The following is a 26,293-nucleotide window of genomic DNA, read 5'->3' as shown; positions in this document are numbered from 1 at the left end:
CCCGTACTTCTGCAAAACGACTTCACGCTCGGCTGTTTCATGAAACTATTTACTCTTTTGCGGCAGCTGTTGCTGGTCGGAATATTTTTAGCGGGTATTCAGGGCACGTGGGCCCAGAGCCCGGAACAGGCCACGCGCTGTTTGCTGCAGATGATGCCGGAGACCGAGCGAGTGCAACATGCTTCGCTCATTGTAGAAGGCGAAGTCTTGACCTCGAAGAGCTTTTGGGACGCCGGCCACCAGCGCATTTATACCGCGCACCGTCTACGTATATATAAGGTATTTCAGGGGCAGCCAGCCGGCAATGAGTTAATGCTGCTAACTGAAGGCGGCACCGTGGGCCTGCACCAGCAGCGCCTCACGAATACCCTCACTTTAACTACCGGCGAGCAGGGAATTTTCTATCTGGCTCCCGCCACGTTTGCCGGCACGGGCCCGGCTGCTGGCTGGATGGCTTATGGCAGCCAGCAGGGTTTTATTCGTTATGATCTGGCTACGGGCACTGCCGCCGAGCCTTTCCGGCAGTACGTATCCATTGAGCAGGCACTTTATACCCGCCTGGCAACAACTACCGGCCGCGCTTTGCGCCAGGTGCAGCCCAACCCGCAGCTGCAGGAAGCGGCTGCCCGGCGCCAGATGACAGCCAGTCGGCCCTTAGCTGTGCTTATCAGCTCCCTCAGCCCCCTACGCATCACGGCTGGTACCGGCGCTGTCCTTACCATTCGCGGTACCGGCTTTGGCGCCACGCGGGGCAATGGATTTGTGGAGTTTCGCAACGCCGATGATGGCGGGGAAACGTTGGTGAAGCCACAGGCCACAGACTATATCAGCTGGACAAATTCCGAGATTAAAGTGCAGGTGCCTACGTTTGGTGAGAATGGGAAAGCGGCCGGCAGCGGTACCGTGCGCGTCACTACAAACAGCCAGGATGCCGGGACCAGTGTAGCTGTGCTCACAGTAGTATTTGCCGTCAGCAATGTGCAGGAAGAAAATAGCAAGGATATTGTGCGCCCCAACCACGCTAACCGCAATGGCCGCGGTGGCTACACCATTCAGCCCAACCCCGGCTTTGTAAGCCGCGGCGCCCTGCCGGCTTATACGCGCGCCCTTTCCACCTGGCGCTGCAACACGGGCGTCAATTGGGAGATAGGCGACACGCGCACCGGCACCGTGGATACCGAGGACAACATCAATGGTTTGGGCTTTGATGAAAGTGGCAGTCAGCTGCCTGCGCGCGTCTTGGGTCGCACCACCAGCTACTACAGCGGCTGTCGCCGGTCTGATGGCCAGATTGTATTTTCCGTGAAGGAGTTTGATATGGTGTTTGATGATGCCCAAACCTGGCAGTTTGGCCCGGGTCTGCCATCCGCCACCCAATATGATTTTGAATCCGTAGCCCTGCACGAGCTGGGGCATGCTCAGCAACTTTCCCACCTGATTTTGCCCGGCGCCGTGATGCACTATGCCTATGGCCGACAGCAATCAAGCCGGGAGTTGAACCCGGAGAGCGACATTGCCGGGGGGCGCTTTGTGCTCACCACGCGCAGCTTCCGCACCCTGGGCTGCGGGCCGGCAGCCATGCTGCCGGCACCACTGGTGCGCGTAGATCCACAAACCGTACTGGCTGGCCAGAACCAGGTCTTCTGGACTACTGCTGCTGAGTGCTTTGTCACAGAATTTGTGGTAGAACGTAGCCTGGACACCCTCACCTGGGAGTCCATTGGCCGGGTAGCTGCCTCCAATGCCGGTTCTTATAGCGTTACCGATAACTCGCCACCGGCCGGGCGGCCCTATTACCGCGTAGGCGTAGTGCGGCCTGGGGGCATAATAGATTATGCTGCCCCCAGCCGGGTGCGGGACAGCGCCCTGGAGGCCAATAAGCTGGAGCTTTATCCTAACCCGGTTCTGGATGAGACGCCCAGTATTCAGTATCTGGTGGATACGGAAGGCCAGCTGTTGCTGCGGGTATATGATGCCGTGGGCCGCCTGCTGCAAACCCAGGTGGTTACGCTGCAGCCCGGCCTGAATATTCTGCCGCTGCGGCTGCCTCCACTACGTGCCGGCTGGCACATACTGCGCTGGTCCGACTACAAAGGCCACGAAGGGCAGATTCCGTTTATCCGCGGCATGAACTAGCTCGTCGCCTAGCGCTCCAGCAGCATGGCGCCATAGGAGTAGCCACCGCCAAACACGGTGAGCACGACGCGGTGGCCGGGCTGCAGCTTACCCATCGTATCGGCCAGGCCGATGGCGGCCCCGGCGCAGCCCGTGTTACCTAAGTACTCAATGTTGGACACTGCGCGCTCCTCCGGCAGGGCCAGCGTTTGCAGCACGTTGTTGGTAATGCGCCGGTTGGCCTGGTGCGGAATCAGGTAGGTAATATCGTTTAAATGCAGGCCGTTGCGCTCCATTATCTGGCTGGTCACGCGGGCCATATACTGGCAGGCCCATATAAACACGTCCTTGCCGTGAGGCATGATGATACCGCGCTCCACGGGTTTCAGGGTTACACTGATGGTAGCTTTGCCCACGGTGGCGGCACCGCCGGTCATCAGGTCTACCATGCGCAGGTCAGTAGGAGCCAGGCGCTCCTTAGTTACCAGCAGGGTAGCAGCGCCGTCGCCCCAGAGGTGGCCGGCTACGGTATCATCCTCGTTATAATATGCCGTGTTATGTTCTGAAACCACCACCAAAGCACGGGAGGCCTTGTTCATTGCAAAGTAGCCTTCTACCACTTCCAGTGCATTCAACAGGGAAGAGCAGGCGGAGGAAACGCTGACCACCGGAATATCGGGCACGTTGATGGCGTGCTGCACTACGTGGGCCAGCGTTACAATGGTATCGTGTGGGGTATAAGTGGCGCCTACAATAAGGTCTACCTTTTCTGCTTCGAAAGCCGGAGCAGCAGCTAGAGCCCGCTGCGTCGCCTCAATTGCCATGGTATTGGTATTCTCCCCTGGCCCGGCTTTGCGCCGCTCCTGAATGCCAGTGCGCTCAATAATCCATTTGCTAGAGAGGCCGTTCAGACGGGAGAAATGTTCATTCGTGACTACCTGCTCAGGCAGATAGTAGGCAACATGGTGAATATACACTGGCAAAAACCGAAAATGCGGGTAGAAATCAGGCGGCAAGGTACGGGACGCGGGCCAAAACTGGCAAACCTGTGAAAGCGGCGCGTACTTTGCACCGCCGTTGTGCGTTCAACGGACATTGCCCGTGGTCGGGTTCATTTTCTAATATTCGTTTCTCTTTATTTATGGGGTTTGCGTGTTTTTCCAGCAAGGTGTTTCTGGTGTTGCTGATGGTCGGCTTGTCGTTTTCCGGCGCGCAGGCGCAGAAATACCGGACTGCGGCCGGCTTCCGGTATAGCCAAAGCGGCTATGGCTTAACGGTGCAGCAAAAAGTGTGGGAGAAGACTACGCTGGAGGGCCTGGCACTGGCCGATACCCGGGAGATTAGCGGAACGGTGCTGGCCGAGCGGCACTTTCCCATTCTGGGGCCTAGCCTTAACTATTATTTTGGTGCCGGCGGCCACCTGGGCAATAACAAGGATACCGGCACCTTTGGCGGCTTCGATGCCATTGCCGGCATTGAGTATAAAATTGCCTTTACGCCCCTGGTTATTTCCGCTGATTTTAAGCCCTCCGTGGAATTCAACTCAGCCGACTGGGCCCGCTTCCCTACGGGCTTATCAATGCGCTATATTATTGTGAAGGAGAAGAAGCGCGGACTGTTTGAAGGAATTTTGGGCGGAGGAGATAACGACAAGAAGAAGTCGAAACCGAAAAAAGAACAGAACAAAGGCTTCCTGAAGGGCATTTTTGACCAGCAGTAAAGCGCCACTTACACCATCATCAGGCTGGCTACCAGCGCCCCCATCAGCACCAGTGCAATAACCAGCCCGTAGCTAATCATCATCAGCAGCACCTTGGCCAGCGTTTTGCGCCTTGACTGCTGGTAGATATACCGTAGCCCCTTGTAGAGGTACCAGGCTGGCAGTAGCAGCATCACCAGCACTACCCAGTCGCTGTTGTATACATAACCTAGCAATAGCTTGGCGGTAAACAGCAGAAAGACAAAGCAGTGAAAGTGGATGGAAAGAATCAGATGGCTTAAATAGTAGCGGTGATGCCGTATGTAGAGTGCCTTCAAAAGCAAGGCAAACAGCGGCATGAGCAGAAACATAGCAATGGAAATGCTCTTCTGCAGCTTGTAGCCGATTTCAGCTTTGGTGGCATTCTGAATGCGTGGGAACCGGTTGAGCAGGAGCCGGCGGTACCAGGTGGGCTCCTTCCCGTTGGCCCGAATCATGGAATCGGTGCGGGCGGCGGTGGCATGTTCGGAGAACCACTGCAGGTCTCGCCGGCTGATTTTCAGATCAAAGATATTGGTGCTGTCGGTCGGTTGAGTGAATGCCAGGGTCGCCTTAAAGGGCTTATCCTCAACCATACCCTGCACCAGCGAATCGGCACTGGCTAGTTCCCGTTTTTCCGCGTCCGTAGCTGCCGATACATCGACATCGAATAAGATATTTTCCTTCTTTCCTGAATCATTGCGCTGCAGCGAGAGCAGCAGGAAGAAGACAAAGCTGATGAACACATACAGCCGGATGGGCGGCACAAAGTCTACCCGGTGCCCGTCGTTAAACAGCTGGGTGAGGCGGCCGGGCTTAAACAACAGCAGCCGCAGGGTGCGGAAAACTTTGGAGTCGAAGTGAAATACGCCTTCCAAAGTTTCCTCTAGTACGTGGCCAAAAGAGAGGTTTATCTCATGGTTCTGCTGTCCGCACCGCGGGCAGAACTCATTGGGCTGCTCTTCCGGAAAGGGGTAGGCACAGTTGGCGCAGGCGGGCAGCTTAACTCGGGCGTGAGACATGAAAGGGAAGAAAGACCGCGCTAATCAATGCGGCGGGGCTGCAAATAAGCAATTCGGTAGCAGGTTAGAAAATAGGCGCCGCTTAGTTGTTCTGATAGTCGTATCAAGCTGGCTTTTTAATTAAGAAACTATACAACGTATAAAATTTGGGGATTTCGCCTGAACATAGTTATTGATGGATATTCCGTTTCTGCTAATTAGTACAGAATTTTAGCTTGGTTAAGTCCTATAAAGAGGTGAAATGCTTATAATATTCATATAATAATTCTAATAAAGTATTTTTTTATTCCATGAATAAAAGATATTTTTAATGTACTGCCAAGGTGGTTCAATTAAAAATATAAGTCATGAAGCATCTTTTTTCACAGGTTTTGAGGCGTTGGATCTATCTGTTTAGTATAGGTGCCGTTTGCCTGCCGGGCCTGGCAGTTCAGGCGCAGGGCCCCGCTATAGCCTGCACCGGGCAGGATGCCAGTGGACAGCCCGCCACCAATGGCTTGTACGGGGAGTACTATGCCGACTATTTTAATGACAATCAGGGCTTCTTTGCCGCCAATACGCCGGCGCTGACCCGGACAGATGCGCAATTGAATTTTTTAAACACCGCTAGCTGGGGTAGTATTTCGCCACCCGCTACCGGTACCAATGGAGCGAAGGATAACTTCAGCGTGCGGTTGCGGGGCAGTTTAATGGTACAGAAAGCGGGTACCTATACTATTTATCTTACTTCTGACGACGCTTCCTATCTGTGGCTGGATAATGCCGCTCTAGCCACTCCTGCCAGCGCAACAGCTACAATTCAGAACGGCGGTGGCCATAGCGCCACTGAAAAAACGGCCACCGTATACTTCACCAAAGGCCTGCACAACATTCTGGTGCATTATGGTGAGGCAGCTGCTACCAACGTGCTAAAGCTGGAATGGGCCAGCACCGATGCCGGTATCAGTCGGGAGGTGATTCCTGCAGCGTCTCTCTGCACCAGCATCCAACCGATGCGTTCCTACCCGCAAAGCCTGGTATACACCCCTAACTACACCGCCACAGCCACTGGGACCAAAGTCACTTCCCTGGCACCTGTGGTCACCAGCGACACCCGCATAAACGAATACGTCCTGATTAATGCGGCAAGTCTACCAGCCGGCATTACCATTAATCAGTCTACCGGAGTACTCACGGCGGATAAGAACGTGCCGGCCGGCACCTACGTGGCCGATGTAGCCGCCGCCAATACCGATGGTTCCACTACTTTCTCGCAGGTCTTTACCTTCATTATCACGCCGCCGCCCCCTGCCGGCGTAACCGGCACCGACCCTGGCGGCCACCCGGCGGCACAGGGGGTATACATTGAGTACTACGCCGGCAACTTCAACGCCACCACCGATTTTAATGCGTTTTTTGCGCAGACGCCGAGCCGTTCCTGGGTTCTTCCTCAGGTAGATCTGGTCAGCAACTGGGGCAACATCAACCCGCCTGCCACCGGCTCCATTAGAAACCCCAATAACTTCAGCGCCCGCATCCGGGGCACCCTCAGCATTCCGGTTACCGGCAACTATGTCTTTTACCTGACGTCAGATGACGGGGCTATTCTCTGGCTGGATAATGATGCCCTCAGCTCCCCGCTGCTGCTGAGCAAAGCCGCTATTAATGACGGCGGCAGCCACGCAGCAGTAACAAAACAAGTGCGGCGCTTTTTAACGGCGGGCCTCCACAACGTGCTGCTATTGTATGGCGAAGGCGAGGCCGCCAACGTGCTGCAGCTGGAGTGGTCCAGCGTAGCCGCCGGTATTCCGCGTCAGATAATTCCCAGCACAGCTTTTGGTACACCGCTGCAACGGTTTTGGCAGGTTCCCCAGGCGCTGGCTTATTCACCCGTGTCTACGGCGGTGGGAGTGAGCAGCAGCGGCTCGTCTCCGCTGCCAGCGGTAACCAGCCCGAGCCCGGTTTCCGGTTTTGCCCTGACCAATGCCGAAGACTTGCCCGCCGGAATTACCATTGAAGCCTCCACGGGCCGCCTGCTTGCCAACGGCACGGTGCCGGAAGGCCGCTATCAGGCCGATGTAGCCGCTATAAACGCCGAGGGCTCTACCACCTTTGCGCGCTCCTTTGCCTTTGTCATCACGCCGCCCCCACCAGCCGGCTGCACCGGCACCGACCCTGGCAATAAGCCCGTTACGGCCGGCCTCTATGGCGAGTACTATGTCGGCTACTTTGATGATTTAGACGATAATCAAAGCTTCTTCACAGCCCAGACACCCAGTATGCTCCGCACAGAGCTGGGGCTGAATTTTGATCAGGATGACTGGGGTACGTTGGTGGGGCCTGAGCCCGACTCCAAAGGCTTGCCCAATATGTTCAGCGCCCGTTTTCGGGGCCGGCTGTCCGTGCCCGTAACCGGCGAGTATACGTTTGCGCTAACCTCCGACGATGCCTCGTATCTGTGGATTGATGGCGCTGCGCTGGCCACGCCGCCTACTACAGAAAGCGCCCTGATTAACAATGGCACGGGGCACCCACCGCGCACTATCACCGGCACGGTCACGCTCACGGCCGGGCTGCATCCCATTCTGGTGCATTATGGGGAATTCACGGCCAACAACCGGCTTATATTAAGCTGGATGAGTGCGGCCGCAGGTATCCCGGATATGGTGCCTATTCCAGCTACGTTCCTTTGCACGGGCATAGGGGCCACCCCACTACCGGTAGAGCTGGTTCGTTTCCAGGCCCGGGCAGCCAGCGGCGGCACCGTGCAGCTGGATTGGGAAACAGCTCAGGAAAAAAATAGCGCCTACTTTGCAGTAGAGCGCTCCACCAATGGGAAGCAATTCACGGAAATCGGGCGCCAGGCCGGAGCCGGCAACAGCTCCCACCAGCAGCGTTATCAGTTTGTGGATCGTCGCCCTGCGGCCGGCCTCAACTACTACCGCCTACGCCAGACGGATTTAGATGGGGCAGTGCAGTACTCGCCTATTCAAACCGTACAGCTCACCAGCCGGCAAGGCCTGTTGCTGAACATCTTCCCTAATCCTTCTTCCGGCAAGTTTGTAGTGCGCGTCACGCAGCCGGAAGCCGCGGCGGGTACCCTGGAAATTCTGGACCTGCAGGGCCGGCGGCTCCACACCCAGTCGCTGCCCGCGCAAAGCACCGGTGAGTATCGGATTACAGCGCCGGGCCTTTCCCGGGGTGCCTATCTGGTGCGGCTTATCACGCAGAGTGGCAGCACCACTCAAAAGCTGCTGATTGAATAAAGGCTTATGTCAAAAACGAGAATGCCCCGCGCTAACTACAGCACGGGGCATTCTCGTTTACCAGCTAGAGGATGGCGCAATGCTGCTTAGGCTTTCCGGACCGCCCCTGAGCCCATAATGTGGGAGGTAACCTGCGGGCTGCCCTGGTACTGCACATTGCCGGAGCCGGAAATGGAGGCATTCAGCGTCTGGCTGGCATGTACCTGGCAGTTTCCGGAGCCACTGATGCTGATTTGCGTGGTGTTGGTGCGCAGGTTAGGTGCTACCAAGTTGCCCGAGCCACTGATGGAAAGCTTATGAGTACCAGTGCTGCCAGACAGGCCAATGCGGCCCGAGCCAGCCAGAGACGTCGAAAGCTGTTCAGTAACCAGATTCAGCTGTAGCCGGCCAGAGCCAGACATGCTTACTTTCAAAGCTGCCGCTTTTATGGGCGTTTCGCTGCTCATAGCGCCCGAGCCACTCACTCCCAGCATTTTAATGGCAGGCATGGTAACATAAATCTTGATGGGCTGCTTGAAGCTGTTGCCTTTAAACCAATCAGCCTTCCGGTCTTTTTCGGGCAGCCGAATCCGCAGCCGGCTGTCTTTTACTACGGTTTCAATTCTGCTTAAATCTTCTGCGTCGCCCACTATCTCCACCCGCTGCGGGCTACCCTGGCGCAGAATCACCTCGGCGGAGAGGTTCAGCGAAAGCTCATCAAAAGCGGCCACCTCCCGCACCTCGCGGTGCTCCTCAGCCGGAGCCATAGTGGCCGAATGAAAAGAGGCCGGGCGGAAAGCCGAGAGCGAGCTTATGGCCAGCAAAGGAAGCAGGAGAAGAGTAGTAGATTTCATAGAAAAGAAGATGGAAGTGAGGTGCTTGGTGGAAAGATGGCTGCGGCGCTTCAACCGTTGCCTGAGAAGGTAAGATTCCTGTTGTGCGCGGGCATGTGCCTGAAATAGAAAGTACTAAATCCGAAAGCCGGCAACAAGAAAATAACAACTTTCTCTACCTTGTCCGGGCCTCTATTCTCCTGCCATGCACCCACACGAAGAACTGCTCCACCGCTTCTATCAAGCCTTCCAGCGCCGCGACTGGCATGCCATGACTATGTGCTACCATCCTCAGGCCTTTTTTCAGGATGCCGCCTTTTCCCTGGAAGGGTCGGCCGAAATAGGCGCTATGTGGCGGATGCTCTGTGAGCGGGGCCACGATTTAGAGCTTACCTACTCCAATGTGCACGCCGACGACCACTACGGGCAGGCAGAATGGGAGGCTCGCTACACATTTTCCCAGACGAAGCGCCCGGTGCACAACCGCATCAGCGCCAGCTTCACCTTCGAGGAGGGCCTCATTCGCACCCACCACGATGAATTCAGCTTCTGGCGCTGGTCGCGGCAGGCTCTGGGACCTATTGGATGGCTGCTGGGTTGGTCATCGTTTCTCCAACGAAAAGTGCAGACGCAGGCCGCCAAAAACCTGCAGCTGTTCAGAGCGCGGCATATCTGATGGTTAAAGCGGTAAGCATAAAAAAGCCTCTCCATTAGGTATGGAGAGGCTTTTTTATGACAGGCTATCTAAATTACCAGATAGTTACCCGGGTGCTGTCGGGGCGCCAGAGCTTATGACCTTCTTTTACATTGAAGGCTTCATAAAAGGCTGGTACGTCGGCGAAGGGACCATTGACGCGGTACTGCGCGGGGGAGTGCACATCGGTGAGGATGCGCTGGGCCAGCACTTCGTCGCGCTGGTGGTGCTGCCAGCCCAGGGCATAGCCCAGGAAGTAGCGCTGCGTGGGCGTAAGGCCACCAATCTTCTCACCTTTCTTGAATTGTTCAGTTTTCTTGAAGGCATCGAAGGCAATAACAATACCGCCCAGATCAGCAATGTTCTCGCCGGCCGTTGCCTTACCATTGATGTGCAGGGAATCGAGGACGGTATAGCCGTTGAACTGGCGCACAATGCTGTTCACGCGTTGCTGGAAGGCGGCGCGGTCCTTTTTGCTCCACCAGTTGCGAAGGTTTCCTTTCTCGTCATACTGGCTGCCTTCATCATCGAAGCCGTGCGTCAGCTCGTGCCCGATGGTAGAAGCACCGGCGTAGCCGTAGATAATGGCATCATCGGCATCGGCATCCTTCAGCCCGGGAACGGCGAAAATAGCGGCGGGCAGTACAATTTCGTTGTTGCTAGGGTTATAGTAGGCATTGTACGTCTGGGGTGTCATGTCCCACTCGGTACGGTCTACGGGTTTGCCCAGCTTGTTAATCTGGTAGCGGTACTTCCATTCGTTGGCCCGCATCACGTTGCCCAGGTATGAATCCCGGCTGATTTTCAGAGACGAGTAGTCCCGCCACTTATCGGGGTAGCCCACTTTGGGAGTGATTTTGGCCAGCTTTACCAGGGCTTTCTGCTTGGTGGAGTCGCTCATCCAGTCCAGCGCCTGAATATGGTCCCGGAAGGCATCTACTACATTTTCGGTCAGCTTGGCGTAACGGGCTTTGGTTTCAGGGGAGAAGTACTCTTTTACGAATAGCTGGCCCAGGATTTCGCCCATGCCATCTTCCTCCTCATCCAGCACCCGCTTCCAGCGGGCGCGCTGCTCTTTCTGGCCCTGCAGAATGGTGCCATAGAAGCGGAAATGCTCGTTATCCACGGGGCGGCTGAGCTGGCTGGCGTAGGAGTTTACCAGATGCCACTGCAGATAAGCCTGCCATTGCTCCAGCGGAGTGGTTTTCAGCAGTTGGCCGGCGCGCTGATAAAACTCGGGTTGGCCTACAATAACGGTATCTACCTTGCCCAACTCCATCTGCGCCAGCCACGGTTTCCAGTCGATGCCGGGCGTGAGCTGGCTCAGGGCCGTTACGGCGCGCTTGTTATAGTTGGCATAAGGGTCGCGCAGGGCTTCCAGCTTGCGCGAGGAGCCAGCCAGCGCCGTTTCCAGCTGCATAATCTGCTGGCTGTGCCGCTGTGCCGTTACGGAGTCCTGCCCCAGCAGCTGCAGCATACGCGCCACGTGCCGCACGTACTCTTTGCGGATGTTGCTGGTGCGGGCGTCTTTGTTGAAATAATAGTCGCGGTTAGGCAGGCCCAGCCCGGCCTGGTAGAGGTGCAGGGCCATTTTGTCGCTGTTTTTGGCGTCCTGTGCTACATACAGGCCAATCAGCGAATTTACCCCCAGCACTTGGTGGCGGGCAATAACGGCCTGCACATCGGCCAGAGATTTAATAGCCGCAATGCGGTCCAGCTCTGGCTTCAGGGGCGTGATACCCTGCTTATCAATGGCCACAGAATCCAGACCAGCCGCCCAGAAGTCACCGATTTTTTGCTGGTTGGTGCCCACCTTGGCGTTGGCTTTAGCCGCTTCCTGATTGAGGGCGCGCAGACGAGCATACACTTCGTCCTGCACTTCTTTACCAATACCCCAGGAGCTTTCAGAGGCAGGAATGGGGTGCTTTTTCAGCCAGCCGCCATTGGCGTAGGTGAAAAAGTCGTCGCCGGGGCGAATGGTAGTGTCCAGGTTAGCCTGGAGCAAATCAGGCTGGCCGGCAGTGTCCTTGGTGCCGGAGGAGTGGCAGCCCGCCAGCAGCAAAGCCAGGGCAGGGCCAAGCACCAGGCAGCGCCGGGTAGCAAAAGAAAGTTTCATGGAATAGATTAGGGGAAGTTGAGGAAGACGAAGATAGCGCCTGCGCCATTATATAAGACAACTACCTCAGGCGCAGGTTGCAATAAACCGCCAGCTTGCTACTGCAGCCCAATGGATACCACCGGTGGCCCAGTTGCCCTCTAACCCGGCAGTAAGCAGGAAATAAGCCAACCCAAACCCGATAGCGCCGGTATGAGCAATTTGAGGCTACTTGCCGCTGCTATTTCCCGCTCTACTCTGCTTATCCATGCTGCCGTCTGCTGAAGCTTTCCTGTCCGAAGTTCAATTTCAAACCAGCCGCAGCAGTGGACCAGGCGGGCAGAATGTAAATAAGGTAGAGTCCAGGGTAGAATTGCGCTTCCACGTAGCCGATTCGCAGCTGCTCAGTGAGGCGCAGAAAGAGCTCCTGCTCACCAAGCTGACCAAACAGCTAACGGCCGAAGGGTTTTTGCTGGTAGTAGCACAGGAAGACCGCAGCCAACTGCGCAACAAGGAAATTGCGCTGCAGAAGTTTCATCAGCTTCTGCTGAAAGCCCTGCACAAACCCAAAGCCCGCAAAGCCACCAAGCCCAGCAAAGGTGCTGTGCGGCAGCGCCTGGAGTCTAAGAAAAAGCACAGTGCCAAAAAGGCCAGCCGCGGAAAAGGAAGTATGGACTTTTAGTGCCTGGCCCGGATTTTACAGCAGCGTGCCGCGCAGTACCATGGTCGCTACCGAGAAGTAGATAATAAGCCCCGTTACGTCTACCAGTGTGGCCACAAAGGGAGCAGAGGAAGTTGCGGGGTCCAGACCAAGGCGCTTGAGCAGCATGGGCAGCATAGCCCCCGACAAGGCCCCCCACAGGACAATACCCAGCAGCGAGAAGCCTACCGTTACGGCAATCAGTAGCCAGTACGGCCCGAAGTAGCCGGGGTCTATATAGTTAGCCCACAGGATAATGCGCAGCGAGCCCACCACACCCAGAATACCGCCCAGCAACATCCCCGAAATCAATTCGCGCCGCATTACCAGCCACCAATCGGAGAGGGTAAATTCGCCCAAGCTCATAGCCCGGATAATGAGGGAAGTAGCCTGAGAGCCGGCATTACCGCCGGCGGAAATAATGAGCGGAATAAACAGGCCCAGCACGGCAGCCTTCTGCAAATCATCTTCAAAATGGTGCATGGCGGAAGTCGTTAGCATTTCCCCAATCAGCAGAATCACCAGCCAGCCGGCCCGCTTTTTCACCATGCTCCAGATAGAAGTAGCCAGATACGGCTCATCCAGGGCTTCGGAGCCCCCCAGCTTCTGGATATCCTCGGTATCTTCTTCCTCCCGGATATCCAGAATGTCATCGATGGTGACGATGCCAAATAGTACGCCTTCGTCATTGACGACGGGCAGGGCCACCCGGTCGTTTTTGCGGAACACATCAATCGCCGCCTCCTGGTCCTGCATGGCGTTGAGGCTCACATAGCGGCGGTCCATCAGGTCACTCACACGCCGCTCAGGGTCGGCCAGCAGAAACTCCCGGATGCGGATGTCATCAATGAGTATGCCCCGAGGATCGGTGACATACAGCATGCTTAGCGTCTCCGACTGTCCGCCATGGCGGCGAATGTAGTCGAGCACCTGCTGCACGGTCCAGTTTTCCCGTATGGCAATGTAGTCGGGCGTCATCAGGCGTCCCACGCTGTACTCGGGGTAGCCCAGCAGCTCCAGCGTAACCTTGCGCTCCGCCTCCGAAAGCGTCTGAATCAGCTCCTTTACGAAGTCATCGGGCAGAAACTCCAGCAGGGCCGTCCGGTCATCCGGCGACATCTCATTGAGGATGTCGGCAATTTTCTCCTGCGAGAGGTTGGCCAGAAAATGTTTTTGAATATCCAGGTCAAGGTATTCAAATACCTCGGTGGCCAGCTTCAGGGGTAGCAGCCGAAAAATAATCAGCTGCTCGCGCTCCTCCTCATTCTCTAGCAGCTCAACAAGCTCGGCCGGTTCAAACTGTTTAAGAACCTCCTTCAGCTTAAAAAACTCGCCCTCCTGAATCAGGGACGTGATGGTTTCCGCGGTGGGGTGCTGAATCATCGGACTGAAGGCGCTTATGCTTCGCTAGGCAAGCAGGTTGAGGTGAAAATCGGCCTGCAAAATTAGGATAAACTGGCGGCTAACCCGCATTGCCGCCCGAAATTTCGGCTAAGAAAATGGGGTATTTCCCGTAAGCGTGATGTGGCGGTGGGAGGTAGGTTGGCTTCTGATGGAGGTTTTGCGTACAGGCCTACTACTTTCGGGGCAGCAGCCGGGCAACGGAGACCCGCGGTTGCTGTTGCTCCCTGTGATTTATGAATCAGTTACCCGTTTCTGCGCTTGGTACGCTCATCGCCCTTGGCGGGGGCGATGATGATGTGCTGCTGTCTCTGCTTTGCGACCTGCTGCCCTCGCGCGAGGCGCCTATTGAGATTATTACCACGGCTTCCAGCGAGCCGCACGATACCGCCAAGGCCTACGAGCAGGCCCTGCGCGACCTGGGCTGCGCCACCTCGCACCACTTGCATATTGATGCGCACCACCCGGCCGATGCGCCTGCCACGCTCCGGCGACTGGCGCGCACCAAGGTGGTGTTCTTTACCGGCGGCGACCAGGAACGAATTGTAGAGTTTTTGCGGGGCACCGAGTTTCTGCGCCAACTGCAGCACCGCTTCCGGACAGAGCCAGACTTTTTGATAGCCGGCACCAGTGCCGGTGCCGCCGTGCTCTCCGATTTTATGCTGGTGGACGGCTATGGCTGGCGGGCCCTGCGCAAAGGCGGGATTAAGACCACCGCCGGGCTGGAACTGCTGCCCAAGCTGCTCATTGACCAGCATTTTGTGGAACGGGGCCGCTTTGGACGGCTGGCGCATGCCGTACTGGCTCACCCTATGTGCCTGGGCCTGGGCCTTTCGGAGGAAACCGGCCTGATTATCCGTGGTGGAACGGAGGCAGAAGTATTTGGCGACGGTGTGGTGATGGTGGTAGACGGCTCCCGGCAGCGCGGCAATAATCTGGGCCGCATTGGGCGGGGCGAGCCGGTAAGCGGACTGGACCTGCGCGTGCACCTGCTGGTAGCCGGGCAGCGCCTGCACCTGCCTAGCCGCCAGGTGCGGGAAACCCAGCCGGAATAACGCCGATTTGCGGATAGACCACATTTTTTTGCATACTAGCAGCCAAATTGGCGGCCAGCTATGCTATAGGGCTTAAAATGGTCGGCACGCCGAGTATTTGAACGTTTTTTCTGCCTACATTTAGTCCGAATAACCCCAACCCACATTTTTCTTGTATGAATGTAAAATCTCTACTTCTCGTAGGTAGTGCACTGCTGGCAGCAACTGCTGCAACGGCAGGCGGCTTTCAGGTGTCGCTGGCCGGCATCAAAAACAACGGTATGGGCGGCGTTGGTGCCGGCCTTGCTTTGGATCAGGCTTCTATGTTCTACAACCCTGGTGCCTTAGCCATGGTACGGGAGCGGGGCGTGCAAATGGGGGCCAACGCCACTTTCGCCCGGCAGGCATTCCGCGCCGAGTTTGGGGGCGATGAGCGCAACCTGCGCAACTCTGTAGTGAATCCTTTTAGCTTATTCGCAGGGTTTGGCCCGGCAGAAGGCAAGTGGAAGGCCGGTATTGCCGTGTATACGCCCTTTGGCAGCAATCTGCGGTATGCCGATGGCTGGGAAGGTCGTTTCTCCCTGACGGATATTGACCTGAAGTCTGTATTTGTACAGCCCACCGTAAGCTTTGCCGTTACGGATCAGCTGAGCGTAGGCCTTGGAGTAGCAGTACTGGCTTATGGGTCGGTAAACCTGCAGCGCGATATTCCGGTAACCAACTCCCAGGGCCAGTATGGTCACGTAGAGTTGGATGGCCAGGCCGAACACAAAGTAGGCCTCAACGCCGGTGTTTTCTTTAAGCCCTCCGAGAAGTTGAGCGTTGGGGTTTCCTACCGTTCTAAGATTGACGCCACTGTGGAAGGGGGCGACGTTACATTCTCTAACCTGCCGGCATCTGCCAAGGCTAGCTTCCAGGGAACGGAGTTTGGTGTCACCATTCCGCTGCCCGCTACTACTACTATCGGCATTGGCGTAATGCCTACTGAAAAGCTGACGGTGGCTCTGGACGTGAACCACGTGCAGTGGAGCAAATACCGCAGCCTCGATTTTACTTTCAATGGCCCCGTGGGCGGCGCTACCAGCAGCACGTCTAAGCGCTTCTATCAGGATGCACTTACCCTCCGTTTGGGTGGCCAGTACAAGCTCACGGATGCCTTCACGGTGCGGGCGGGCGGCTCTTATGATATGTCGCCGGTGAAAGATGGCTATGTGTCGCCGGAAACTCCCGATGCTGACCGGATTGGTGTAACTGCCGGTGCTTCCTATAAAGCAGGCGAGCATTTCTCAGTAGATATTTCTACGCAGTTTATCAGCCTGCAGAAGCGCACCCAAACCCAGCAGGATCTGCTGAATAATAAGACGACTGACCGGGTTGCAGGAACTTACAAAACGCAGATTGTGATTCCCGGTATTGGCCTCAACTACACTTTCTAAGCGTCTACTTCTCCGACTTCGATGATTACTTTGTTTAAGAAAACGATGCCCGGCCTGGCTCTGCTAGGTCTGGTGCTGGGCGGTTGCCAGCCAGAGCTGGACGCTCCCAAAGCCGACAAAGGCTCCGCTGATTTCAGCAAATATGTATCAGTAGGCAACTCACTCACAGCCGGCTACTCCAATGGCGGTGTTTCAAATGCCTCACAAGCGCAGTCCTATCCGGCCATTCTGGCGCAGCAGTTCAAAAAAGTAGGCGGCGGCGAGTTTGTGCAGCCTGTTTTTGCAGCGGGCCAGGAAAACGGCAGCGGCTTCCTCCGCTTCACGGGCTTCAATGCCAATGGTTCGCCTAAACTGGAAACGGTAACGGACAAAACGGCTTATACCGGTGCTACGCTCCCTAGTGGACAAGCGCAACTGGCGGCTTATACCGGCCCGCAGCCCAACAACCTGGCTGTACCCGGTATTTCGGTTATTTCCAGCGTTTCGGCGCTGACGGGTGGTCTGGCTCCTTATGGCGTTATCAACCCTTATTTTAACCGCCTGTTACCGGCTGCTGAAGCTCCTACTAAGGATTATCTGACGTATATCGGCCAAGCCAGCCCTACCTTTTTCACCATGTGGCTGGGCAATAACGATGTGCTGACGTATGCTACCAATGGTGGTGTGGCCAGTGCTTCCAACCCATTCAGTGGCTTGTCGGATACTACCCGCTTCGGCATAGGTTATCGGGCGCTGCTGGCTACCATTTCCAAGAATGGAACGGTTAAAGGTGCAGTAGCTAACATTCCCGGCGTTTCGGCACTGCCTTACTTTACGACGGTTCGTGTGAATGCTATTAACGCATCCATCAAAGCCAACCCCAACATCCCGAACGCCTCTACAGCCAGCCTGTTTATTACCACGGGTAAAGGTGAAGTACGGGCTGCTCTTCCTACCGATTTGCTGGTGCTGACTTCCAGCGCCGTAATTGGTACGCCTTCTACAAACCCGGCCAATCCATTCCCAGTTGGGGTAGGTTACACGGCTACGCAAAGCAATCCGCTGCCCAGCCAGTACGTACTGGATGCGGATGAGCTAAGCGCCATTACTTCCCGCACGGCCCAGCTGAACTCCATTATTGCGAAGTCGGCCCGTCAGTACAAGCAGCCGGTGGTAGATATGAACTCCTTCTTCTCCACCATCGTGAACAATGGCTTTGCTATCAACGCCGTAAACAACACTACGGCCTACATTTCCGGCAACCTGTTCTCGCTGGATGGCGTGCACCCCACGTCCCGCGGCTATGCAGTAGTGGCCAATGAGTTTATTCGCGTAATCAACCAGACCTATGGTGCTTCAGTACCCATGGTAAATCCGAATGACTACAGTGGCGTAACGTTCCCGTAAGCATTTCTGCGTACGCTTTCATAAAAAAGACTCCCTGCCAACAGGGAGTCTTTTTTTATGACTTTCAGGCCAGAAGATACCGGGAAGCGCTATACTTGTAAAATCCTTTGAGCCAATTGTACGGACTGACTTCTTAGGCGGCTATTTACTCTTCAATTTATGATTCAAATGAAACACACGCTGCGCCTGTTTATTGCCCTGCTATTGGTGGGCTCCTTCTCCGCTTGTAAGAAGGATAATGATGACGACAAGCCTAAGTCGAAAACCGAGCTGCTGACGGCCAAAAACTGGCGTATGTCGGCAGAAACATATTCCTATGTAGATGGTGGTCGTACCGTTACGGAGGACGCTTATGTAGATTATGAGCCTTGCGCAAAGGACGATTTTGAGAAGTATAATACCGATAAAACACTGGTCTATGATCAGGGCCCAACCAAGTGCGACGATACTGCTTCCGATCCACAAACGCAGCAGGTCAATTGGGATTTTAACTCTGATCAATCCAAATTGATATTGTCGGATCCAGGCAGCGCCCTTTCCCTGTCGTTTGATATCGTAGAACTGACCGCCAGTACTCTTAAGCTGCAGTTCAAAGGCAGTAGCAATGGTATTAATTTCACATATGCTGCTACTTACAACGCCTTTTAGAAAGCGGTAAGCTTCTTACACATAACAGCAACGCCCACTCTTCCTGAAAGAGTGGGCGTTGCTGTTATGTGTAAGGATTATCTAACCCGCAGTGCATAACGGATTAATATGTGCCGCAATAATAGCCGCGTGGTGCCGACCATTTTCAATAAACCAGCGGCTGGTATTTAACCCGCCACACACGGTACCCGCCAGATATACGCCCGGTCGATTGGTTTCAAAGGTGTCGGGGTTGTACCAGGGGGTGCAGGCGTCATCGTCGCGGGTGGTGATGCCTAGCGCGGCAAGCAGTGGGTAGTTGGGGCGGTAGCCGGTGAGGGCATACACATGGCTGGCTGGCAGCGTGAGCGGGCCTTCAGGCGTCAGCATTTCTATGGCTTCGGGTGTAATACGCTGCACGCTGGTGCTGAAATATGCCTTAATACGCCCTTCGGCAATGCGGTTCACCAGATCAGGCCGTATCCAGTACTTCACGGATTCGCTTACCTCGGCTCCGCGTACCACCATGGTCACATCGGTTCCGGCGCGCAGCAACTGCAGCGCGGCTTTGGCTGAGGAATTTTTGGCCCCGATGACCACTACCGACTGTCCCACGTGGGCGTAGGGCTCTTTGTAATAATGGCTCACGTGCGGCAACTCTTCGCCGGGCACATTCAGGTAGTTAGGTATATCATAAAAGCCGGTGGCAATGACCACGGCAGCGCAGGCAATGCGGCCTTTTTCCGTCACCACCTCATAGCGGCCGGGCTCACCTTCGAGCCCCATCACTTTTTCATAGAGGCGCAGAGGTAGTTTTTCGGCCACCGCCACGCGGTGGTAATAGTCCAGCGCATCTTCGCGCAGGGGTTTGTAGTGAGAGGTAGGGAAGGGGTATCCGCCAATTTCCAGCAGCTCCGGCGTGGAGAAAAACTCCATGTTGGTGGGGTAGCCCACCAGAGAATTTACCAACGCGCCCTTATCCACCACGCACACTGTAAAGCCGCGCCGCTTGGCCTCAATAGCGCAGGCCAGCCCCACGGGCCCGGCCCCGATGATAACCACGTCAAAAGAATCAGCAATAGAAAGCATGGGTGTAATACCGGCCAGAGGTAAGAAGGGTTTAAAATGTGCCAAGGCAACTGAAAACATGTTATCCTGACGCAGGAAGGATCTTCTCCCGCCAGTAAAAGTCGTTGTGACGACAAATATTCTGGCGGGAGAAGATCCTTCCTGCGTCAGGATGACAGCCTTTGTGTGATTCCGGTTCCTTAATGGGCCTGCAACCAATTGCTGCCGGTGCCTACTTCTACCTCCATGGGCACGCCGTGGGGCAACAGCAGCGCCGTAGTCATGAGCTCCTTGATTTTGGGGGTGATGTATTCCACTTCCTCTTTCACAGCATCGAACACCAATTCGTCGTGTACCTGCAGGATCATCTTGGTGCCCAGCTTTTCTTCCAGCAGCCAGTGATGAATGTTAATCATAGCCTTCTTAATGATGTCGGCCGCGGTGCCCTGGATGGGGGCGTTAATGGCGTTGCGTTCCGTGTAGCCGCGTAGAGTGGCGTTGCGGGAGTTGATGTCGCGCAGGTAGCGGCGGCGGCCCAGTAGGGTTTCGGCATACTCCAGCTCCCGGGCGCGGTTGATGCTGTCATCCATGAACTGCTTCACGGAGGAAAACTCCGTGAAATAGGCTTCAATAATATCAGTGGCTTCCTTGCGGGAAATGCCTAGGCGCTGCGCCAGCCCGAAAGCCGAAATACCGTAGATAATGCCAAAATTGACCATCTTGGCCCGGCGGCGCATCTCGCCATCTACCTGGTCCAGCGGCACTTTAAACACCTTGCTGGCCGTGCTGGCATGAATATCTAGTCCTTGGCGGAACGACTCAATCATGGTTTTGTCGCCCGAAAAATCGGCCATGATGCGCAGCTCAATCTGGGAGTAGTCGGCGGCCAGCAGCACGTGGTTTTCGTCGCGTGGCACAAAGGCTTTGCGGATTTCGCGGCCCTTTTCCGTGCGAATGGGAATGTTCTGCAGGTTGGGGTTGGTGCTGCTCAGGCGGCCGGTGGCGGTTACAGCCTGATTGAAGGACGTATGCACGCGGCCATCCAGCTCACACACCAGCTGGGGTAGGGCTTCTACGTACGTGCTGCGCAGCTTGGTAAGCTGGCGGTGCTCCAGAATTAGGGCGGCAATGGGCGCATCGGCGGCCAGCACGCTCAGAATTTCCTCGCCGGTGGCGTACTGCCCGGTTTTGGTTTTCTTGATTTTGCCGCCACCCAGGCCCATTTTATCAAACAGCACCTCGCCCAGTTGCTTGGGCGAGCCAATGTTAAACGACTGGCCGGCTTCGGCAAAAATCTGCCCTTCCAGCTCGGTAATGTAGCCCTGCAGCTGCGCCGAGTACTCGCCCATGGCGGCGCTGTCAATCTTTACGCCTTCGTACTCAATGGCGGCCAGCACGGGCACCAGCGGATTTTCTACCTCATTCAGTAGCTTCAGCAAGCCCACTGCCTCCAATTTGGGCTGTAGATAGTGCTTGAGCTGCAGGGTCACGTCGGCGTCTTCGCAGGCGTAGTCCTTCACCTCGGCCGGCGGAATATCGGCCATGGTTTTCTGATTCTTGCCTTTAGAGCCGATGAGGGCCGTAATGGGGACGGGTGTGTAGTGCAGGTAGGTTTCGGCCAGCACGTCCATGCTATGGCGCATGTCGGGCTCCAGCAGGTAGTGGGCCAGCATGGTATCAAATAACTGGCCTTTCATCTCCACCCCGTAATGCTTCAGAATGGTAAGGTCGTACTTGATGTTCTGGCCGATTTTCACAATCTGCTCAGCATCAAAGAAGGGGCGGAACTCGTCCACCAGCTTTTGCGCTGCGGCGTGGTCGTCGTGCGGAACGGGCACATAATACGCCTCGCCGGGCAGCCAGCAGAAAGAAAGGCCTACCAGGCGCGCAGTCATGGTGTCCAGCCCGGTGGTTTCGGTATCGAAGCTGACTTCCTTTTGCAGCAGCAGGAACTTGAGCAGCTCGCGGCGCAGCTCGGGGGTATCGATGAGGTGGTACTGATGGGGCACATCGGCCAGCTGGCGGCGCGGACCGGCGGGGGCACCCAGGCTGCCGGTTTCGCCTTCTTCCGCTGCCACGGCCACCGCCGCGTCAAACAAGGAGCCTTGCCCGGCGGGTACGCTGGGGCGACGGGCACCGCGTGGGGGCGGCGTGCTGGTAGCCGGGCCATTGCCTCCACCCAGCACGCGGGCGGCCAGCTGCCGGAATTCCAGCTCATCAAACAGTTTGCTCAGCTCCTCCGCGTTGGGCTGTTCCAGGCGAAGGTTTTCCTCGTGGAACTCAATGGGCACATCCAGGTGAATGGTGGCCAGTTCCTTGCTCATAAGGCCCTGCTCGGCGAAGTTGCGCACGTTTTCCTGCAGCTTGCCCTTGAGCTTATCCACATTAGCAATCAGGTTTTCCACCGAACCGAACTCCTGAATCAGCTTTTTGGCGGTTTTGTCGCCGATGCCGGGAATGCCGGGGATGTTGTCGGAGGCGTCACCCTGCAGGCCCAGAATGTCAATAACCTGCTCCACACGTTCAATCTCGAAGCGCTGCAACACGTGCTGCACGTCCAGGACCTCAGCGGAGTTGCCCATAAAGGCCGGACGGTAAATCTTCACGCAGTCGGTCACCAGCTGGCAATAGTCCTTGTCGGGCGTCATCATGAACACCTCGCCAAAGCCCTGCTGCTCGGCGCGCAGGGCAAGCGTGCCTATCACATCATCAGCTTCAAACCCATCCACCATCAGAATGGGAATGTTGAAGGCCTTGATGATTTTTTTGATGTATGGAATAGCCAGCCCAATGTCCTCTGGCATGGCCTGGCGCTGGGCTTTATACTCGGCAAACTGTTCGTGGCGGAAAGTCTTTTTCTGGGCATCGAAAGCCACCCCAATGTGCGTGGGTTTCTCCTTTTGCAGTACCTCCACCAGAGTATTGGTGAAGCCCAGAATGGCCCCGGTATTCAGGCCCTTGGAGTTCACGCGCGGGTTTTTGCTGAAGGCAAAGTGGGCGCGGTAAATCAGGGCAAAAGCGTCGAGCAGGAAAAGCTTATGGTGCTGAGGGGTGGCAGAGGCGTCGGACATAGGGCAGCGAAGGTACGGAAGTGAGCGGGCCGGAAAAACGGAAGCTAACCGGCCAGCCAGATAGACGAAGATAGAGGGGCCCGCGCAGTTCTGGTCTTGCGGCGGTCGGTAGATTTGACAAGATATGCTGCTCCTATTACGTGCAGATTGGGGCACTGGCTAGCCAAGCATCACTCTTGGTATAACCGGTTTTCGGGCAGAGAGGTTGGGGAGAAAGGCCGTTTATAAGGCCGGATTCACCTCAAAGGTACAGCTGCCCGTGCCCGCCATTCCGGCTTCCGTGAGCCCCTGCACTACCACCAGGTAGCGTCCGCGCTGGTCTGAGGTGTAGAAGGAAAGCGTCTCGCCCTGCAAATTGGTCGTGTTGACGTTAGGGTTCCAGTACAGCAGGTTGCGCAAATCGGGCAGGCGGCTTTGCTTTTCCTGGGGCGTATCGTAGCGTGGGGCGTAGAATTCGCGGGGTTGCTGCAGGGCTTCGTACTCCTGCACCAGGGCCTGCGGGTCCAGCTGAAAGCCTTCCAGGTTGCCTTTGTAGGTGGTGAAGCTTACAATTCCATTGTACATCAGCCTGCCCTGCATGTAGCGGCTGTCTACTACTTCCAGCTTCTGAATGCGGAGCGGGTCCATGGCCATCAGCCTGTTGGTGTTGAAGACGGGCACCCCATCCAGCAGCACCAGTGGTGGACCGGTGAAAATGGTGCGGTTCACCTTGTCGGAAACGGTGAAATGGAAGCCGTCTTTCCGAATACGGACTTTCACACCCACCACGTACTCCCGCAGAACCTCTTCCAGCACCTTGAAGCGTGTGAAATCGTCCAGGCGGTAGCGCTCATCGGGCTGGCCATAGAATGCCAGGGTATCGGTAGGCGTGAGCAGGCGGTATTGGTTGGGGTGGTGGCGGGAGTAAGCGTTCTGAAGCTGCACCTGCTGATGCCGCCGGGCTATATCGGCCCGAAAATAGGAGCTGAAAATGGGTAACCGGCCAGATGGGGGCGTCATAAAACGCTGCGAAAACGGATTCAGAATCTCGCAGCGGTACATGCTGTCCTGCTGCGTATTGGCTTGCAGTACCAGGTCACGGAGGCCATACAGACCATTTACCTCAAACTGAATCCGACCATCAGCCCCACTCACGGAGTTAAACACCCGGGTAGTGCGGCTGGGCGAAGCCAGATAAGTGGTGAGACCAGACACAGGCTGCCCGGTGCCGCTGTGCTGCACCCGGGCTTGCACCAGGTGGCCGCGCAGCTCCGGCGGAAACTCAAACCGCAGCGGGGTCGAGGCCAGTACCTTGTCCCAGCTAAACCGGCTCCAGCCGTGCGTCAGCATCAGATTATCGGCGGCGGCAGCCACTTCCGGGCCGGTAGCAGTAAGGTAATAGGCCGGCTGCTCAACGGCACCTTTTAAATCGGAAGTTAGCCACAGGTAGCTGTTAAAGCTGGGTACGGCGGCCGCAGAAAGCGAATCGAGGCGGTATACGGCCACCGAGAGATTTGCCGGGACTGCCTGCCCGGTGGAGAGCACCGTTTTTAGCTGTAAGGCTACTTTCTCCCGGCTGGCATACTGCGGCTTATCCGTTTGGGCGCTGATAACCAATTGTTGCTGGGGCTGGCGGAAATACAGCCGCTCACACAAGGGTTGGTGGCGCGTATTAAAAACGGTGAAATGGGAGATGCCTTCTGCCAACTTTTCCCGGTTTACTGTGAATACCGCCCGCCCTGCAACCAGCGGGGCCTGCGCTGTAAGCAGCAATTGATGCCGGGCCTGGCCCAGTAGCAGAATAGTTTCTGGCCCAACTGCTGAAGAAGCCTGCACGGTGAGGGTCAGTTGCTGGCTGCTGGTTTCTTCCAGGTGCAGCACATAGCCCGCTTCCTGCACGGCTGGCAGGCGGCGGGTCAGGCGCTGACCATTGCTGAGGGTCAGTACTGCCGTATAAGCCTGGCCAGAACCGGTGGGCGTGAAGGAAAAGCTGCCCATTCCAAACCGGAGGGTTTGGAAGGCGGCCACCGCCTTGTCCTGCGCATCCAACACGGAGCCCGTGGCCGCGAGGCTGCGGCCGCTTTTGTCCAGCACCTTAAAAGCTACTTTGCCGGGTAGATTTTTCACCAAATGGCCACCTTCGGGAAAGAACTGCACATCGTATCCCGCCGTGTCGGAGGCCGCTACTGTACCCGATGGCCGCAAGGTGTTGAGGATGGCAACCGGCTGCTGGAAGTAAAACTCCGGCCCGAAATTTTTCATCCAGCTGGTGTAGGCCCGCACCGTATACTGCCCCGAAAGCAGCGTGGCCGGCAGCAGAAAAGAGCCCTGCCCGGTGGCTTTTTGCAGCGGTACTTTTCCCTGTAAAACCGGCTGCTGGGCCTTATCCAGTACTTCTACATAGGCCACGCTGCTCAGCGGCAGTGGCCGGGCGTAGGTTCCATCCACCACATACACCTTAAACCACATCATCTCCCCACTCAGATAAGTTGGCCGGTCAAGGTGCAGAAACAACTTCTCCTGCACTGCCTGCTGCTGGTAGCGCATAAACTGCTGGCGCAAGGTATCCGCCGGCGACTGTGCCCGCACCAGCCCTACGGCACTCAGGCAGAGCCCGATGACCCCAAAGCATACGGTGCGAATAAAAGCTTGAACAGACATAGGGTTTACCAAAGGGTAAAGCAGCAACAAGGCTACTCTTACTGATTAGGGCCAGAAGCTGGGTTTGCTGTTGGTGCCGCGCAAACGGCAATCCACACAGGCGGTGGTTTGATAGGTGTAGCCCAGCAGGTTGCCTGCTCTGTCGGTGACCGGCCCTACCGGAAGCCGTAGATTCGGATCAGAGAAAAATAAAGCAAGGTTGAAGGAGGCATCTTTTTTGAAAATGGTATCCAAAAGCATGCACCCTTCATAGCCCTCGTTGCGGAGAGACCAGGTAGGGGGCAGGCTGTTGTTATCAATGAAAATCCGCTTCTCCGCCACCGTGCCGGCTCCTACGTAGCCCAGCACCGGCTCCGTAGTATTGGTTTCGCTGTGCACATTGCCGGTCAGCTGGCTGGGTAAGGGGTCGAAGAGCCCGCCAATATTCTGAGAGTTCTTTTTGAGGGCTTCCCAGTACTGAAACTCGGCTTCGGTAAGAGCAAACTGCCGCACCAATAGGCTGTACTTAAACCGCAGCCGGCTGGAGGTAGGCGGAATCAGCAGCAGCCTATAATCCAGCACGGCATCCCGGCTCAGCGGAACGGTGGTGGCTGTGTACACGGCGGTAGAGTTTTCTGTGCGCCAGCAATGGTAAATATCATCGGTGCGCGGGAGTAGCGTATCCCCAATCTGTTTTTCCAGTCGGCTCCAGGCGCCGGAAGTAAACTCCCAGGTTTCGGCGTACTCCCAGCGGTAGTACTGCGTGCGGCCGACATCGTCGTGGGCGCTCAGGTAGAACTGCAGCCCATCGGCCTCTATGCGCCCGGACAACGAATCGATGGGTGGTGCGGGCTTGAGGGGCACAAACTCAGAAGCGTAGCGCCGGCCACTCTGCGTCTGAATGCGGAGGTGGTATTGCTGGCCCGCTGGCAGCTGCAGGCTTTCCGACACATAGGTGCCCGGAGCGCCTTCTTGCAGCGGCCAGCGCGTGCCCGCGTCATCCTCAATAGCCAGCGAGGCCTGGGTTTCGGGCTGGTAGGGCTCCTGCACGGCCAGGTTGCGCGTGCGGGACAGCGTGATAGTGGTAACGCCGCCGCTGTTGATATAGCCGTTCACCACCAGAATCGTGACGGGCTCATTCAGTACCTCCGGCTCAAATGGCGTAACGCAACTGGCCAGTAGCGGCAGCAGTACCCAACAGAAAAGCTTCTTCCAAACACACATATCAGC

18 protein-coding genes are annotated in these 26,293 nt (G+C 56.3%); 9 read left to right on the top strand and 9 right to left on the bottom strand.

The window, feature by feature from the left end; translation table 11 throughout:
• Positions 1-39: 39 nt before the first annotated feature.
• Positions 40-2,136 carry a matrixin family metalloprotease gene (locus Q4G72_RS00390; RefSeq protein WP_303309457.1) on the top strand — a complete coding sequence of 699 codons (2,097 nt, stop codon included), beginning with the start codon at positions 40-42 and terminating at the stop codon, positions 2,134-2,136.
• Between the two features lie 8 nt (positions 2,137-2,144).
• On the opposite strand, the gene Q4G72_RS00385 is transcribed toward Q4G72_RS00390, so the two are convergent.
• Positions 2,145-3,092 (bottom strand): 3-oxoacyl-ACP synthase III family protein, encoded by a 948-nt coding sequence (locus Q4G72_RS00385; protein WP_303309456.1) that lies wholly within the window; start codon positions 3,090-3,092, stop codon positions 2,145-2,147.
• 164 nt (positions 3,093-3,256) lie between these two features.
• Between Q4G72_RS00385 and Q4G72_RS00380 the strand changes: the two genes are divergently transcribed.
• Entirely contained in the window at positions 3,257-3,835 is a 579-nt protein-coding gene (locus Q4G72_RS00380) for a hypothetical protein (RefSeq protein WP_303309455.1), read from the top strand.
• 8 nt (positions 3,836-3,843) lie between these two features.
• Here Q4G72_RS00380 and Q4G72_RS00375 read toward each other — a convergent pair whose 3' ends face one another.
• Positions 3,844-4,875, bottom strand: a complete 1,032-nt coding sequence (locus tag Q4G72_RS00375; RefSeq protein WP_303309454.1) for a DUF3667 domain-containing protein — start codon at positions 4,873-4,875, stop codon at positions 3,844-3,846.
• A gap of 371 nt (positions 4,876-5,246) precedes the next feature.
• Between Q4G72_RS00375 and Q4G72_RS00370 the strand changes: the two genes are divergently transcribed.
• The gene (locus Q4G72_RS00370) at positions 5,247-8,120 is read left to right on the top strand and encodes a PA14 domain-containing protein (RefSeq protein WP_303309453.1); all 2,874 of its coding nucleotides are present in this window, start codon (positions 5,247-5,249) and stop codon (positions 8,118-8,120) included.
• Positions 8,121-8,206: 86 nt separating this feature from the next.
• On the opposite strand, the gene Q4G72_RS00365 is transcribed toward Q4G72_RS00370, so the two are convergent.
• Complete coding sequence (locus Q4G72_RS00365) at positions 8,207-8,953, bottom strand: head GIN domain-containing protein (RefSeq protein WP_303309452.1); 747 nt, start codon at positions 8,951-8,953, stop codon at positions 8,207-8,209.
• A gap of 184 nt (positions 8,954-9,137) precedes the next feature.
• Between Q4G72_RS00365 and Q4G72_RS00360 the strand changes: the two genes are divergently transcribed.
• Positions 9,138-9,608, top strand: coding sequence for a nuclear transport factor 2 family protein (locus Q4G72_RS00360; protein WP_303309451.1), 471 nt, complete (start codon positions 9,138-9,140; stop codon positions 9,606-9,608).
• A gap of 73 nt (positions 9,609-9,681) precedes the next feature.
• On the opposite strand, the gene Q4G72_RS00355 is transcribed toward Q4G72_RS00360, so the two are convergent.
• Complete coding sequence (locus tag Q4G72_RS00355) at positions 9,682-11,742, bottom strand: M13 family metallopeptidase (protein ID WP_303309450.1); 2,061 nt, start codon at positions 11,740-11,742, stop codon at positions 9,682-9,684.
• A 247-nt stretch (positions 11,743-11,989) separates the two neighbouring features.
• Here Q4G72_RS00355 and arfB point away from each other — a divergent pair, with 247 nt between their 5' ends.
• On the top strand, positions 11,990-12,403 hold the full coding sequence (gene arfB, locus Q4G72_RS00350) for an alternative ribosome rescue aminoacyl-tRNA hydrolase ArfB (protein ID WP_303309449.1): 414 nt from the start codon (positions 11,990-11,992) through the stop codon (positions 12,401-12,403).
• Positions 12,404-12,418: 15 nt separating this feature from the next.
• On the opposite strand, the gene mgtE is transcribed toward arfB, so the two are convergent.
• Positions 12,419-13,804, bottom strand: a complete 1,386-nt coding sequence (mgtE, locus tag Q4G72_RS00345; protein ID WP_303309448.1) for a magnesium transporter — start codon at positions 13,802-13,804, stop codon at positions 12,419-12,421.
• A gap of 254 nt (positions 13,805-14,058) precedes the next feature.
• Between mgtE and Q4G72_RS00340 the strand changes: the two genes are divergently transcribed.
• The 4 genes from Q4G72_RS00340 (at position 14,059) to Q4G72_RS00325 (ending at position 18,326) form a co-directional block, all read left to right on the top strand.
• Positions 14,059-14,877 carry a cyanophycinase gene (locus Q4G72_RS00340; protein WP_303309447.1) on the top strand — a complete coding sequence of 273 codons (819 nt, stop codon included), beginning with the start codon at positions 14,059-14,061 and terminating at the stop codon, positions 14,875-14,877.
• 155 nt (positions 14,878-15,032) lie between these two features.
• On the top strand, positions 15,033-16,292 hold the full coding sequence (locus Q4G72_RS00335) for an OmpP1/FadL family transporter (RefSeq protein WP_303309446.1): 1,260 nt from the start codon (positions 15,033-15,035) through the stop codon (positions 16,290-16,292).
• A 21-nt stretch (positions 16,293-16,313) separates the two neighbouring features.
• On the top strand, positions 16,314-17,678 hold the full coding sequence (locus Q4G72_RS00330) for an SGNH/GDSL hydrolase family protein (protein ID WP_303309445.1): 1,365 nt from the start codon (positions 16,314-16,316) through the stop codon (positions 17,676-17,678).
• Between the two features lie 159 nt (positions 17,679-17,837).
• Positions 17,838-18,326 carry a hypothetical protein gene (locus Q4G72_RS00325; RefSeq protein WP_303309444.1) on the top strand — a complete coding sequence of 163 codons (489 nt, stop codon included), beginning with the start codon at positions 17,838-17,840 and terminating at the stop codon, positions 18,324-18,326.
• 81 nt (positions 18,327-18,407) lie between these two features.
• Here Q4G72_RS00325 and Q4G72_RS00320 read toward each other — a convergent pair whose 3' ends face one another.
• The 4 genes from Q4G72_RS00320 to Q4G72_RS00305 form a co-directional block, all read right to left on the bottom strand.
• Positions 18,408-19,394 (bottom strand): YpdA family putative bacillithiol disulfide reductase, encoded by a 987-nt coding sequence (locus tag Q4G72_RS00320; protein ID WP_303309443.1) that lies wholly within the window; start codon positions 19,392-19,394, stop codon positions 18,408-18,410.
• A gap of 179 nt (positions 19,395-19,573) precedes the next feature.
• Positions 19,574-22,444 (bottom strand): DNA polymerase I, encoded by a 2,871-nt coding sequence (gene polA, locus Q4G72_RS00315; RefSeq protein ID WP_303309442.1) that lies wholly within the window; start codon positions 22,442-22,444, stop codon positions 19,574-19,576.
• Positions 22,445-22,666: 222 nt separating this feature from the next.
• Complete coding sequence (locus Q4G72_RS00310) at positions 22,667-25,084, bottom strand: hypothetical protein (protein WP_303309441.1); 2,418 nt, start codon at positions 25,082-25,084, stop codon at positions 22,667-22,669.
• A 45-nt stretch (positions 25,085-25,129) separates the two neighbouring features.
• Positions 25,130-26,287 (bottom strand): DUF4249 domain-containing protein, encoded by a 1,158-nt coding sequence (locus Q4G72_RS00305; RefSeq protein ID WP_303309440.1) that lies wholly within the window; start codon positions 26,285-26,287, stop codon positions 25,130-25,132.
• Between the last annotated feature and the right edge of the window lie 6 nt (positions 26,288-26,293).

Source organism: Hymenobacter sp. BT730 (assembly GCF_030542105.1).
Classification (GTDB): Bacteria; Bacteroidota; Bacteroidia; order Cytophagales; family Hymenobacteraceae; genus Hymenobacter.
Note: the sequence above shows the minus strand (reverse complement) of the source record. Positions and strands in the feature narration are given on the sequence as shown.